The sequence below is a fragment of the Sorangiineae bacterium MSr12523 genome, assembly GCA_037157775.1.
GTDB classification, from domain to species: domain Bacteria; phylum Myxococcota_A; class Polyangia; order Polyangiales; family Polyangiaceae; genus Pendulispora; species Pendulispora brunnea.
On the sequence record CP089982.1, the window covers coordinates 5,193,225 to 5,205,936 of the forward strand.

The 12,712-nt window shown below is 64.9% G+C and carries 14 protein-coding genes; all 14 read left to right on the forward strand.

All coding sequences use genetic code 11. From position 1 onward, the window contains the following. The first annotated feature begins 192 nt into the window (after positions 1-192). Entirely contained in the window at positions 193-678 is a 486-nt protein-coding gene (locus LZC95_19855; GenBank protein WXA99064.1) for a DUF1320 domain-containing protein, read from the forward strand. Between the two features lie 47 nt (positions 679-725). Beyond that, positions 726-2,468, forward strand: coding sequence for a hypothetical protein (locus LZC95_19860; protein WXA99065.1), 1,743 nt, complete (start codon positions 726-728; stop codon positions 2,466-2,468). Positions 2,469-2,493: 25 nt separating this feature from the next. After that, positions 2,494-2,868, forward strand: coding sequence for a hypothetical protein (locus tag LZC95_19865; GenBank protein WXA99066.1), 375 nt, complete (start codon positions 2,494-2,496; stop codon positions 2,866-2,868). Positions 2,869-2,871: 3 nt separating this feature from the next. Then, on the forward strand, positions 2,872-3,567 hold the full coding sequence (locus LZC95_19870) for a hypothetical protein (protein WXA99067.1): 696 nt from the start codon (positions 2,872-2,874) through the stop codon (positions 3,565-3,567). A gap of 49 nt (positions 3,568-3,616) precedes the next feature. Continuing rightward, a complete protein-coding gene (locus LZC95_19875; GenBank protein WXA99068.1) occupies positions 3,617-4,150 on the forward strand; it encodes a hypothetical protein in 534 nt (177 codons plus the stop codon). Continuing rightward, positions 4,147-5,664, forward strand: coding sequence for a hypothetical protein (locus LZC95_19880; GenBank protein WXA99069.1), 1,518 nt, complete (start codon positions 4,147-4,149; stop codon positions 5,662-5,664). Before LZC95_19875 ends, LZC95_19880 begins: the two co-directional genes overlap by 4 nt. 42 nt (positions 5,665-5,706) lie before the next feature. Then, positions 5,707-6,084, forward strand: a complete 378-nt coding sequence (locus LZC95_19885) for a hypothetical protein (protein WXA99070.1) — start codon at positions 5,707-5,709, stop codon at positions 6,082-6,084. Positions 6,085-6,087: 3 nt separating this feature from the next. After that, positions 6,088-6,702, forward strand: coding sequence for a hypothetical protein (locus LZC95_19890; GenBank protein WXA99071.1), 615 nt, complete (start codon positions 6,088-6,090; stop codon positions 6,700-6,702). Positions 6,703-6,724: 22 nt separating this feature from the next. Further along, positions 6,725-7,390, forward strand: coding sequence for a hypothetical protein (locus LZC95_19895; protein WXA99072.1), 666 nt, complete (start codon positions 6,725-6,727; stop codon positions 7,388-7,390). A gap of 6 nt (positions 7,391-7,396) precedes the next feature. Then, on the forward strand, positions 7,397-9,529 hold the full coding sequence (locus tag LZC95_19900) for a phage tail tape measure protein (protein WXA99073.1): 2,133 nt from the start codon (positions 7,397-7,399) through the stop codon (positions 9,527-9,529). A 51-nt stretch (positions 9,530-9,580) separates the two neighbouring features. Then, the gene (locus LZC95_19905) at positions 9,581-10,510 is read left to right on the forward strand and encodes a DNA circularization N-terminal domain-containing protein (protein ID WXA99074.1); all 930 of its coding nucleotides are present in this window, start codon (positions 9,581-9,583) and stop codon (positions 10,508-10,510) included. Positions 10,511-10,597: 87 nt separating this feature from the next. After that, positions 10,598-11,032 (forward strand): hypothetical protein, encoded by a 435-nt coding sequence (locus LZC95_19910; GenBank protein WXA99075.1) that lies wholly within the window; start codon positions 10,598-10,600, stop codon positions 11,030-11,032. A 9-nt stretch (positions 11,033-11,041) separates the two neighbouring features. Continuing rightward, positions 11,042-11,224, forward strand: a complete 183-nt coding sequence (locus LZC95_19915; GenBank protein WXA99076.1) for a hypothetical protein — start codon at positions 11,042-11,044, stop codon at positions 11,222-11,224. Positions 11,225-11,362: 138 nt separating this feature from the next. Continuing rightward, entirely contained in the window at positions 11,363-12,610 is a 1,248-nt protein-coding gene (locus tag LZC95_19920) for a hypothetical protein (GenBank protein WXA99077.1), read from the forward strand. The last annotated feature ends 102 nt before the right edge of the window (positions 12,611-12,712 follow it).

The following is a 12,712-nucleotide window of genomic DNA, read 5'->3' on the forward strand; positions in this document are numbered from 1 at the left end:
GAACGCGCTCGGGAGCCACGATGTGCGGAACCTCGATGTACGGATGGGCCATGCCTCGAGCATAGCCTGATTCTAGGGTGGCTGGCTCGTGGCCGCGGATAGGGCCCGAGCCAAGGAGGGTTTCCGCACCGGGGGATGAGCTCAGCGCGCGCGACGTGCTCGTCACGTCGCACGCCGTCTGCGGGTTCGCCCATGGCGCCGTCGGCCTTCTACATCACACCCTCCGACCTCCGGCTCGCGCTGACGCCCGACACGTTCCTCGAGATCTTCGACGACGATAGGGATCGCGTGGTTACGGACGAGGACCCTGCCGTCGAGCAGGTGCTCGAGCGGGCGCAGGGTGACGTCGAGTCGTACCTCTTGAGGATCTACGGGACGCTTCCGCCGCCGGCTGCCGGAGTTCCGCGGCTCTTGAAGAGTGCTGCGCTGGACTACGCGATCGCTTACTCGTTCGAGCGACATCCCGAGTACGTGCGCTCCTTCGGTGAGGAAAAGCGCGCGGAACGATGGCTGCGCGCCGAGCGACGCATGGAGCGCATCGCACAGGCCGTGCAGATCTTGGCCGACCATGCGCCCGAGCCGAAGCCGCGCATCCTGCTGCCGCATATCTACGACAACGCTCGGCGCGTGGTGACCGACGATCCCGATGGCTCGTCGAACGGCGGTGACTTCGGGTGACCCCCGTCTAAACCTTTCACGCGCCGATTGAGCGCCCATTCGCAAGTATGAACACCAACGAAGCGGCCGCGATCCTTCCCGTCGGTCCCAATGTCTCCAATGTACGAAGGTTCGGCGCCATCGGCGATGGCGTCGCCAATGACACGCTTGCTGTCCAAGCGGCGATCGAGGCCGTGCCGCGGGCCGGGGGCGTCGTCTATTTTCCCCCGGGGATGTACCGCCTCACATCGCCGCTGCGCATCGCCCGCGGGAGCATCCGGTTATGTGGGGCCGGGCGACACCTCTCCACGTTGCGGCAGAGCGGGTTCTTTGGCCCATTGATGCTCGGTGGGCCCGTGCTCGAGCCGCTCCCAACGGCACCTTCCTTGGTGAACGGCCCCGGCGCGGCCCTCGATTTCCGTGGATCGAAATTCGATCACTACTTGAATCTTCGGGATTGCCCCTCCCTCGAGGTGGATGGCCTTTCGCAATTCTGCGCCGAGTGCTTTTTCAAGCCTTCCGATGTCAGTACGGTCGGGCAGCTCTTCGGTTCATACGGCCGGCTGTTCTCGACGGCGCCGTTCACCAGCGCCTTCTCGCTCTTCAAGGTGGGAGATCGCATCGTGGCGCACGTCACGGTCAATGGGGTGATGCACTCCCTCCTGTCGCCACCGGGAACCCTGGTGATGGGAAAGGTCTACCACGTTGCTGTGACGTTCGATGGTGAGGGCGCCGATACCACCCTTCGCTTGTACGTGAACGATCCTGGCACGGGCCCGAACGAGCCGATTGCGTCGCTCACGTTGTCCGGAAAGGGCGTCTTGACACAGAGCGACTACGAGAACGTGGTGGTCGGGTTCTCGTTTTTCGGCTGGCCATGCACCGGTGGTGCCTACTTCAACATGTGCGGCGGCGACCTCGATTCGATTCGGATCAGCCATAGGGCCGTATATGAGCGAACCATCAAGGCGCCGGACGCGAAGCTCCCGTTTGTTTCCGGCCAAACGCTCGTTGTGGTCAACGGCGACCGCGTGAACGACTCCTTCGTCGTCCTGGCCACGAGCAGCGGACCGTTCTACTGCGCCCTTCGCCGCATCTCGATGAAGTCGATCATCACGAACGTCGAGGTCTCGGACCTTGGCTTCTCGGGCGGCGGCCTGGACTTCTTTCTCACGCCGGACGGCCGCTATCGAAACTTGTATATCGCCTCAGCGCGGTACGGGATGCGCCTGAAGAATAATTGCTTCTTTTCGGCGGGTCACAACATCGACATGCTCATCACGTCCGGCAAGGGCGGTGAATTCGGTATCGAGAACAGCGATGCGTCGGGCGTGAATCATTGGTCCCAATTGAAGATTCTCGCCAAGCTCGGATTCGTCTCCTATAGCTCTTCTGTCAGTCTGGTGGACGCCAATTTTCAGGTCTGGAAGGACTACGCCGCCGTCTTCTCCGGTGCAGGTGGATCGAACGCGACGATCGATATTCGCAATCCGATCATCAACGATGAAGGTTGCACCACTCCACCGAAGAACGCCATTCTTGCGTTCGACAGCGTTCTAGGGGCGCATATCTCGGGCGGCCTCCTTCAATACATCTGGTCCAAGGCGCCTCTTCTCTCCGTGACCGGCCCGAGCCACGTCGGAATCGTTGGTACCACCCTCTCTCCCGCGCTGGACGCGGAGGAAGTCGTCCACGGCCATCCCGATGGCGCGCCGAAGAATATCTCGCTCCTCGCGGCCAGGATGGTGCAACCGATCAGGCCCGTCCCCGTCACCAAGTCGGGCCAAATGTCCATCAACATGCTTCCCTAGGGCGGCGAGTTCGGGTGATCTCACCATGAACCTTCACGTGCGCATCGAGGGCGTCGAGGAGCTTCAGCGGGATTGGCGGCGCGCGCTCTCGGAGGTCGCCTCGAGCATGGCCACCGCGGTCCAGAAAGGGACCGAGGAGGCGGCGAGGGACGCGCGCGGCCACCATCGTTACAAGGACCGCACGTACAACCTGACCAAATCGGTCGCCGGGCGCCTGACGGACCGAGCCCTTGGCGCGGGCGGCGCGGCCCTCGGAGAGCTGGTCGCCGATGCGCCCTACGCCGGGTACGTCGATGCGTGGTCCGGCTTCATGGGTCTCGCATATCTGCAATGCGAGCGGGTGATGGTGCGTGAAATTGAGCACGGCATCGCCCGGGCACGCGTTATCGTTGAGGAGTAATTCGTGGGAGACCGATACGGGCTCGTCACGGCGCCCGTCGCGCCGGCGGGCGCCGACGAAGCGGCCGGCGATCCCGCGCTGACCCATCTCGCCGAATTTCTGCGAGCGTGGCTCAACGCCAACGCGATGGAGGCGTTCGGTCACCTCATGCCGCGCCTGCCCCCCTGCCGCGAGGCCTTCTGCCATGACCCTGAGGAGGTTTCGTTCAACGAGCGCGACCTCCCCGCGATCTTCGTTTGGCGCGAGGGGGGGAACTCCGAGCGCATTGCGGACGACTACCACGTCGAGACCAGTGAGCTCGCGCTGCTCTGGGTCGTTCCGCCGTCCCCGCAGGCAAAGCAGCGAATTCGCCAGCCCTTCGCCAATGCGATTTGGAAGCTCGTGGACATGGGCATCGAGCGGGGAAGGGCGCCGGGCTTTGTTGTTGCCGGCGACAGCGATCCGCGCGCGGCCTCCGAGGGCTCGCTCATCTATGGCTACCTCGGCGCCTGGTCGATCGACTTGCGGCGGCGGCGGCGGCGCACGTTTGTCGAAGCGATGTCCGATTCCCCAGCGCGTCGCTACCCCGCCGTGGAGATGACCCTCGAGCTCCGCGAGCTTCAAGAGTACGACCTCGGCCGCTACGCGCCGATGCCGATCACGAACCAGACCACCGCGTTCGACCCGAATGGCGAGCCGCTCGTGAAGGTTCGGTACTGACCGCGTCGCCGGAACGGCGCGTGAGTCCATTGCCCGTTTGGAGGCGCGCATGGCGCACCCCGACACGCTCCTCGTGTTTGTAAATCCCTATGCCGCGCCCCTCGATCAAGAAGGTCGGCCGACCGCCGTCTACCCCTGGGACCCGTCGCACAATCCCGGTCGCGGGTGGGTGGGGGCGCGGCTCGAGGCCCGCGGGGATGCCATCGTTCCCGTCTACGACGAAGGGCCCGTCGCCATCCCGTTCCTCATGGCGTCGAACCACTATCGACGCGGCATCGCGCACGGCGATCTCATCGCCGCAGACGCCGAGACGCTGCGCCGGTGCGGGTTTCCCGACGACCAGTTCCAAAACCCCCAAGCCGTCCTCGCTAACGCCCGTGCGCGCGCTCTCGCTGAGTGGAAAGCCCACCATCCCGGTGAGGTTCCCGCCATCGAGTCGGCACAGGCCGTGGCCTCGTCCCCGCCGACGCCGCCGGCGGCGGCGGCAGCCGCGAAGCCGCCGGGTGATGCTCCGCCTGCGGTGCAGGCGAAGCCCGAGGCGCCCGCAGCGGACGCTCCCGCGCCGAAGAAGGCCGCGCCGTGAACGTTGTTATCGCCGGGTTCTCCCCGAACGACCGCGTCCCCGGCGCCTACGGCGAGGTCCTCTATGGCCAGGGCGCCATCTCCGTTGGGTCGATTCCGCTGCTCCTCTTGCTCGTCGGGCAGATGACGGACGATGGAACCGCGCGCACCAACCGCGACGTCAAGACGGTGTTCTCCGCGCAGCAGGCCCGCCAGTACTTCGGTGGAGGTTCGCAGCTCGCCCGCATGTGCCTCGCGGCCCTTTCCGTTTCCGGCGTGAACATTCGGGCCATCGCGGTCGCGCAGCCCGACGGCGCCGTGCCGGCGGCGGCGAAGATCACGATCGGCGGAACGTGGGACACCAACTGGAACTTCGAATACCGCGTTGGCGGTGAGACGTATGCCGGCATCATCTCCTCGACCGATACTCCGGCCACCGCCGCGGCGCGCATCGCAAGCGTGTTCAACTCGGAAGCCGATTGTCCTGTCATCGCCGCGCCAGCAAACGGCGTCGTCACGCTCACGTGCAAGTGCAAGGGCGCAATCGGCAACCGTTTTATTCTGATGGATGCTTCGGTGCTCGCCCCGGGGGCGACTTCGGTCGTGGCGGGGGGCGTCGCAGCCTCCGGTGGCGGCGTCTTCTTTGGCGGCGGGGTGGGCGCGGAGGACGTCACGCAGGTCCTCAGCACCATCGAGCCGATGGCCTTCGATCGAATTGCGATTGGACAGGGCGACGCCACGAATCTCCGCCGCTGGCGTGCGCAGATCAATTCCCAAGCCGACGTGCTCGTCGGCATTCTGCAGCACGCCGTGTGCGCCACGAACGACACGTTCGCGACGGCGGTATCGCTCGCCCAAACCACGCTCAATGCCGAGCGATTTCAGGTTTGCTGGCAATACCTCGGCGAGACGCATCCGTCCGAGCTCGCCGCCAACATGGCGGCGCTGAGGACGCAGAAGGAGCAGGTCGACCCGGCCGCAGCCTACGACGGCGCCATCCTCGCCGGCGTCGCGCCACACAGCCAACCCGGCGACATTCCGTCGCACATGACCCAGGTGGCCGCCTTGAACAGCGGCGTGACGCCCATTTCGACAACGGGCGACGGATACGCCGTGGTCGTGCGCGCGATCACCTCGCACAGCTTGCGCGGGTCGATTCCCGACTACTCCATCCTCGACACCTCCGACGCGGTCGTGCCCGACTACGTGTTGAAGGACCTGAAGCTCACGTGGGTCACGAAGGTTGCCCCCGCCAACCCGCGCATCGGCCCCGATCCGGCTCCCAACGAACGCAACCCGCCGTCCGGCGTGCTCACGCCGAACGTGTGGAACTCGATCGTATACGGACGCTTGAAGGGATTTGAAGCCGGGAAGGACCTGCCGGCGCCGATCTTGATGCGCGTCGACGACAACCTTCCGGTCTCGAGTTTTGACGCGCAAGCCCTGCGGATCATGACGTCGCTCCGGATGATTTCCGCGGCCAATAATCATCAGATTGGCATTTCGGTGCGGCCATCCAGCCTGGCGGCCGCCTAATCGAAGCACGACCACGACCAAGGGGGTGGAAGCAGAAATGCCTTGGCCAACGTTAAGGTCCGCTCGGCCTCGATCTATGTGTCCGGGCGAAAATTCGGCGAGTGTTTCGAGAACACCTACGACGTCGAGTCCGGCGACGAGCCGCAGTTTGGTGACGGCGTGGTGCTCGGATTCTCCGACGGCATCATCCAAACGACGCTGAGCTGCAAGAGCGTCATGCCGGTCGGCGGATCGAGCGTGAACATGCTGGTGCTGATGAAGAACAAGACGGACCTCGATGTCGCGCTCGCGACCATCGATGGGAAGATTCATCAGGTGAGCATGAGGGTCACAAAAGCCAGCGTGCAATCCACCCACAAAAACGGAACCCAAGAGGGAACGTTCACCCTCTCGGGGGGTGAGCCGGACATTATCGGGTGAACATTGAACCTGTCCATCTTGCGCGCGCGCCTTGGAAAGAAGGCGGAGCGCAAAATCACCGTTCCTCTACCCCCACTGTTCCATGAGGGCGACGAAGGTGATGGGGCCGAGGAGCCCCCGTGCATCGTCGTGCCGCTCAGCGCCGCCGAGGACAGCGAGGTGCTCGCCTTCGCGGCGGAGTATGCACGGTCGAACAAGGCCGAGCCCAAGGAGGGCGATCCACTCTACGACCTCGGCATCATGGCGAAGACAATCGCGCTGGCCGTCCGCGACATCGACTCTCCGCCCGAGGCGCGCACGCCGTTCTTCGACGGTGGCACGGACCAGATCTTCGAGCTGTTGCCCCGCGAGACCATCGTCTACCTCTTCGAGCTTTGCCAGATCTGGCAGGACGCGTGCTCGCCATCCGTGCGGCGCCTGTCCGTGGAGCAGCTCGTCGGCCACATCACCGAGCTTGCGGAGGCCGAGGACGACGGCCCTTTCGTGCGATTGTCGCCCGCTACGCGGTCGATTTGCATGCGTATTTTGGCGCGCCTGCAAGTTCTCTCACTCGGGGACAAGTCGCTTCCTACTTCGTTGACCGAGCGGGTTGGGAGCGTTTGGTCACCGAGGAGCTGAAACGGCGCGCCAAGGAAAGCCCGTGAACGCATCGACCGCGCGCGAACAAGCGGCGAAGAGACCTCGCCGGTGCATCGTCCTGTCACCAGCGGCCTTCGCGGACACCTGGTCGGAGCGCCCCAGCGAGGACGTCGCGGTGGGACTACGTCTGCTCGCGGAGCGAGACCTACAAGCGGCGAAGCTCGAGGCGTCGCGTTGGGTCGAGCGGCTCTATTCCCGTGATGATGGGACGCTGCGCGATCCGGAGACGGCCACCGAGGCGTGGAACGACGCGCTCATCCGGTGGGCGTGTGCGCTCGCCATGTGCGATCCGAACGATGTCACTCGGCCGTACTTCCGCGCAGCGGAGGACACGATCGCCATCGCGCTCACTCCGGACGCGATCCGGCGCGTGTGGGACGCGTTGGAGGCCTTCCACGCCGAGGAAAGTCCGGTGGCCCCCGAGGCGACGGACGACGAGATCGAGGAACTCGGCTGGTCGCTCTTGCCTCTCGAGGGCGTGGTTGCACGCGTGCTCGATCGAGCCCGGGCCATGGGTCCCGAGGCGACGGTCGAGAGCATCGCGCGTGCCCTGCAGCAAGAATTGCAAGCCGATGGTCGGCGATCTTTCCCGATGCCCCCCGGGCGAAACGAGCGGCGCGTACGCCGGCTTCTGGCCCGGGTGAAGGAGCTCGCATGCGCGGGCTGACCGCGCATGCCCCGGCAGAACGCGAACATTCGCATCGTCGTTGGCGCGTCGCTCGATCGCGACGCCCAGTCGGTGCTGACGCCACTCGTCGCCTCGGTTCAGAGCGCCCGCGCGAAGATCGAGTCCGAGTTCCGGCGTGCAGGACGGACCCTGCTCGTCGAAAATCGCAAGGCCACGAAGGCCGCGGCCGCGCACTACCAGGAACTCGCCAAAGGCGTTGGCATCCAGGCCTCGGGCATGGCGCGGCCCATGCGCGAAGCGTCCGCGCAGATGGTCAAGGATGCGCGCGAGCACACCGGGGCCATTCGACGCGAGTACTCGAAGCTCACGCATGCCATTCAGGAGGAGCTCGAGCGCGTCCACAAGGCCGAGCAGAAGACGTTCGGGGGCGCGGTCGGAGCGCCCGGTGGCCGCGGCGGGGACGGTGGTGGGTTCTCGCTTGCGAGACGCCGGAACGGGCGAGGCGGTGGAGGCGGCCTTGGGCCGGCGCTCAACCTGGCGGGTGCCGCGTATGCGACGCGCGCAGCGGTGCGGTTTGCGACGCGGACCGCGGCGGACATTGCCGAGGGGGCAGGGGTCGACTTCGGGCTCTCCTCGCACGTTCAAAAGAACGTCGAGCTCCAAAGCCATACGGTCAACCTTTCGAATCAGGCCTACATCGAGGGGGCCGACGGAGCTGCCGGCACCCGCCAAGACCCGCGCGACATCGAGGCTGAGGTACGCAGCGTTGCCGCCGCGACGGCCTCCGACACGACCAAGGCGGTCGAGGGACTCGAAAAGTTCGTCGCGAAGACCGGGGATCTCGAGACGGGGCGCAAGATCTTCCGTGAAATGGCCGTTCTTGCGAAAGCGATGGGGGCCGACCTCTCCGACATGGAGGATGCCGCTGGCGACGTCGCCAACCAATTGGGCAATATCCCCAATAAGGCCGCGATGATCTCGTGGGTCATGAAGGGAGTCGCCGCCCAGGGGAAGATCGGTGCCGTCGAGATGCGCGACCTCGCATCGCAAATGGCAAAGGTCGCGTCGAGTGCGGGCCAAATCGAGGGCGACCCTGCCCGCAACATCAAGACTTTGTCCGCCCTCGCCCAAATCGCACGTGCAGAAGGCGGCGCCGCGAACGCGTGGCAAGCCACAACCAGCGTCCAGGCGTTCGTGAACACGCTCAAAACGCCCGCCCGCGCGAAGGCGTTCCAGGCCGCGACCGGAAAGAGCATCTACAACGAGCAAGGGCTCATTCGAGACCCCGAGGAGATCATCATCGAGGCCTTGCGCGCAAGTGGCAAGAATCCCCTCGCGTTCAAGCAGATCTTTGCGAACGTGCAAGGCGCCAAGCCCGCGGAGGCCCTCGCCACCATCTACCGCCGTGCGGGCGGCGGTGACGAAGGCGAGAGGCAGGTTCGCGAGGCCTTCCGACGTTTTGCGCAGGCCGCTCTGGACGACCGGGAAATCCTCGAGTCGTTCCACCGCGCGATGGGGACGAGCGAGTCGCAAGCGCAGACGTTCAACTTGCAGCTGCAAGCCGTCGTGGCGGAGATGCAGGCCCATCTGCTGCCTGCGCTCGTCGAACTTGGCCCCACCGTCATCGCGGGCACGCGCGCCATCGCGCAGCTGGCGGCGCTCATTTTTGGAATCACGCCGAACGAAACGACGGATCCGGCGTATGCGGGGGCCGACCGAGCCACGCGCGATGTTCGCCTTACGCACAGCCAAAGGGAGCGGGGATTCATCGATCCGCGGCAGCTCACCAAGAACAAGCACGACGAGGACGAGCTGCGCAAAGCCATCGATGTCGAACGGGCTTCGCTCGACGTCGATACACGAGAAGCCATCGCGAAGGGGCAGAATCCGTACCACATTCTCAAGGACTTCGCGATCGGCACCGTAGGCGGGATGATGGAGGGGAGGCTCGATGGGGGAACGCGCTACACGGAGAATAAGGCGCAATCCCTCGTGGACCGAAAGAAATTGCTCGAGGGCGACGAGAAGCGGCTTCAAAACCTGGTCAACGAGAACGCGGAGGTTGCGGACCTTCTGCGCACCGGTGTGATCCGCGTGAAGGTCGTCTCGAGCGATCGCCCTCCGCCGGGCGCGGACCGGAGTGGGACGGCGAAACCCGAAGCCCACGTTGGCCCATGAAGCCAGGAACATGCAGCCCGCGCCCCGCCATTCGGCCCCGAGAACCACCCCGTGTCGGCCTCCGACAAGCTGCCCCCGGCGTCGTTCGCGGGGATCCGCTATCCCCTCGAGAGCCAAAAGATCCGAGGTGGCGTTCGGCACCATGTCCACGAATACCCGCACGCGGCAGGTGGGGCACCGGAGAAGCTTGGGCGATCGCTCTACCGCGTCAGTCAGACGGCGGTCTTTCTGGACACGTTCCGCCGCTACCCAAAACTCTATCCGTATGATCTCGACCGGCTCCGCGTCCTCTTCGAAGCCCAGAAGACGGACGTGCTCGTGGTGCCGGGACTCGGACCGGTCGATGCATTTTGTATCTCGTGGGAGCGGGATCTTTCCGCGCACAATCGCTCGGGTGAGCGTGTCACCTTCGAGTACATCGAGGACCAGAGCGCCGATTTTGTCGTCGAGGCCTTCACCGATCTTTCGCCGCGGAGCATGGACACGCACGCGGCGAAGCTCGCGCGCGAGTTGGCCATGGTGAAGGCAGACCTCGCCGCGCGCGATGCGCGAAACAACACGGGGTTTCTGGCGAAGCTCCAGAACACCCTCAACCGCATCCAGGACACAGTCGGTCGCATCGCAGCGGTCGGCGACCAAGTGGGGATGTACGGCAACCTTCTTGAAGCCGAGCTGGCGCGCCTCACCAACCTTTGCCACACGTTCGACCGCGTCGAGGTGTTGCACGCTCCGATCTATTTTCGTCTGCTCGACGCGCTGCACGACCTCTGGGCCGCATCCATCGGCCGCACCCGTGACCTGCTGAACACCCGCGGGAGACTTCAGACCTGGACGGTTCCTGTGACCATGGCGATCCAGCAGGCGAGCGTCGGCATCTTCGGGGATGCCACCCACACGGGAGACCTGATGACGCTCAACGTAATCTCCGATCCATTCCGCATCGCCGCGGGGACCAAGCTTCGCTACTACCCGGCGACGTAGGCCGCACGAGCCGCTCGTCCTCCGGCCGTTCAACCGTGCTCCGGCTGGACGCCCACAATAAAAAAGAAGGCCCCGATGGGTTATCGAATGCGACGAGAGGACGCTGAAGGGCGGCCCGTGACGGTGACCGTGCGTGTGCACGAACGCGTGCTGCAAGAGTTTCGCACGCTCGGGGCCGAGCTCCGAATGGCGCTGACACGGTGGAAAGAGGTATGCCTCGAGCTTTTCGCCACGGTCCGGCCCAGCCCCGAGCGAGCACGGCTTCTCACCTTGGAGCGGCGACGACTCGAGTACCGGATTGCGATGCTCGAGTGCGCGTCGACAGACCGATCCATCCAGGTGGGCCTCCATTACGATCGGGACACGGAGCACGAAATCTGGAGGCAGGTACGCGAAGCCGAGGGCCTGTCCCTCGACGAACGGGGGTTGGCAACGACCATTCGGATCAACGGGCTCCCGGGCACCGCGGTCAGCCGCAAGGAGCTCTACGACGAGTACGCGAAGGAGCCGCTCCCGCTGTAAAAGCAGCGTGTGCTGCTTTGGAACGACGACCCAGCTGGAGCACGCGCGCGCCTTCCTGCGACGGTCGACGTGGTCCGAGACGACATGGGGTTCTGGCTCGTTGGAACCGCGTACATGCTCGATTGGGTGGTCGCGCGGGGGCACGTGAGGCCGCGCCTCGGGCCTTCCCAGGACTTCGGCAGCACGGTGTAATTCAGTGCCCCACCGCGATGGGAAGGCTCCATGCCCCGGACCAAGGCTGGTGGCGCTTGGGACTCGGGGAGCGAGTCACTGGACGTCGACCGCCGTCGACATAGCAACCGCAACTGACCAAACGAAGACGACGCGCGCATGGGCGATGTCGCCGCCCACGAGCGTGGCGGCCTTGATGATCGTGTACGCCTCGAGCTCGGCGGACAAGAAGTTGTTGTCGCCGAGAGCTACGAGGTTCGCGCGGGCATTCTCTCGCAGCCCGCCGCCTTTGGCGTACGCCTTGGCCACGGTGACGTTGCCGCGAAGCTGTTCAAAAAGTACCCGCCGAAGACGCCCTTTCGGCTGTACATCGGCGATGTTCTCCAGCAATGCGGGGAGACCGACGGGTACCGCGCGGAAAGCTCGGTCGGCGCGACGGAGGTCACCCTCCGTGGCCGCGATTCGCTGGCGCCCCTCTACGACGGCTACGTCGAGCGCGAGCGCAGCTACCTCGATTCGACATTTAGCGAGCTGGTTCGCTCGGCGCTACGCGAGGTCGGGCTCGACCCCGCCAAGCTTCGGACCTCAGGACGCGCCGACCGCAGCATCCGCGCGGGAGTGCCGATTACGGAGCTCGGCCCTCCACGCACGGTCGACGAGATCGCGCTTTCTTCCGGTGGACGAGCTCCGAATCCCTCCGGGGAAACCAACTACGCCGCCAGCATCCAGACCAAACTGGGCGAGCGGTGGTTCGAGTTCCTGCGCCGCTACCTCGACCGTGGGGGCCTATTTCTATGGTCGAGCACCGATGGCGGGTTTGTTCTTTCGCAGCCGAACGCGAATCTCAAACCCACTTACCGCATTGTTCGCCAGCGCGGCAAACATGACAACTCCGTCAACGTTCTCCACGCGGAACTCGTCCATGAAACGACCCATCGTCATTCGGAAGTCGTCATATATGGGCGCGGTGGTGGGCGCAAATTTGGGCGCACCAAATCTCGAGGATCCTTTGTCGACAACGAGATGTGGCAGGGCTTCCGGCAAGGGCCGGAGGCCGCCGGCGGCCCGGACGCCCAGGGCTACCGGCGTCCCCTCGTTCTGCGCGACGCGAACGTCAGCACGCCCGGCCAGGCCGAATTTCTTGCCCTACGCCGTTTGGCCGAGGAGCGCCGCGCCGGATGGTCGCTTGTCTACCGGCTCGCGGGGCATACCACGCCCGCGATCCAAGGCGGCGGTCGGGCGGTCTGGACGTTCGACACGCTGGTCGAGGTCTCGGACGACGAATTCGACCTTCACGAGACATTTTACATTGAGAACGTTGAATACGTTCGCGGTAGCGACGGCACAACGACGACGATCCGATTGATGCGTCTTCGCGACCTTGTGTTTGGCGGGATCGACGAATGAAATTCGGGAAACATGATGATGTGAAACGGACCTCGATCCGAGATTGCCGCACGGGCGATGGCGGCTTTCATGAACGCCGCCACCACCTTTCGACGGCACTTC

Bases quoted from the DNA above. Each gene is read 5' to 3' on its own strand.
- LZC95_19875 (WXA99068.1), top strand. From the start codon at position 3,617: ATGGCGCACCCCGACACGCTCCTCGTGTTTGTAAATCCCTATGCCGCG.
- LZC95_19920 (WXA99077.1), top strand. From the start codon at position 11,363: ATGGGCGATGTCGCCGCCCACGAGCGTGGCGGCCTTGATGATCGTGTA.
- LZC95_19860 (WXA99065.1), top strand. From the start codon at position 726: ATGAACACCAACGAAGCGGCCGCGATCCTTCCCGTCGGTCCCAATGTC.
- LZC95_19865 (WXA99066.1), top strand. From the start codon at position 2,494: ATGAACCTTCACGTGCGCATCGAGGGCGTCGAGGAGCTTCAGCGGGAT.
- LZC95_19910 (WXA99075.1), top strand. From the start codon at position 10,598: ATGCGACGAGAGGACGCTGAAGGGCGGCCCGTGACGGTGACCGTGCGT.
- LZC95_19900 (WXA99073.1), top strand. From the start codon at position 7,397: ATGCCCCGGCAGAACGCGAACATTCGCATCGTCGTTGGCGCGTCGCTC.
- LZC95_19855 (WXA99064.1), top strand. From the start codon at position 193: ATGGCGCCGTCGGCCTTCTACATCACACCCTCCGACCTCCGGCTCGCG.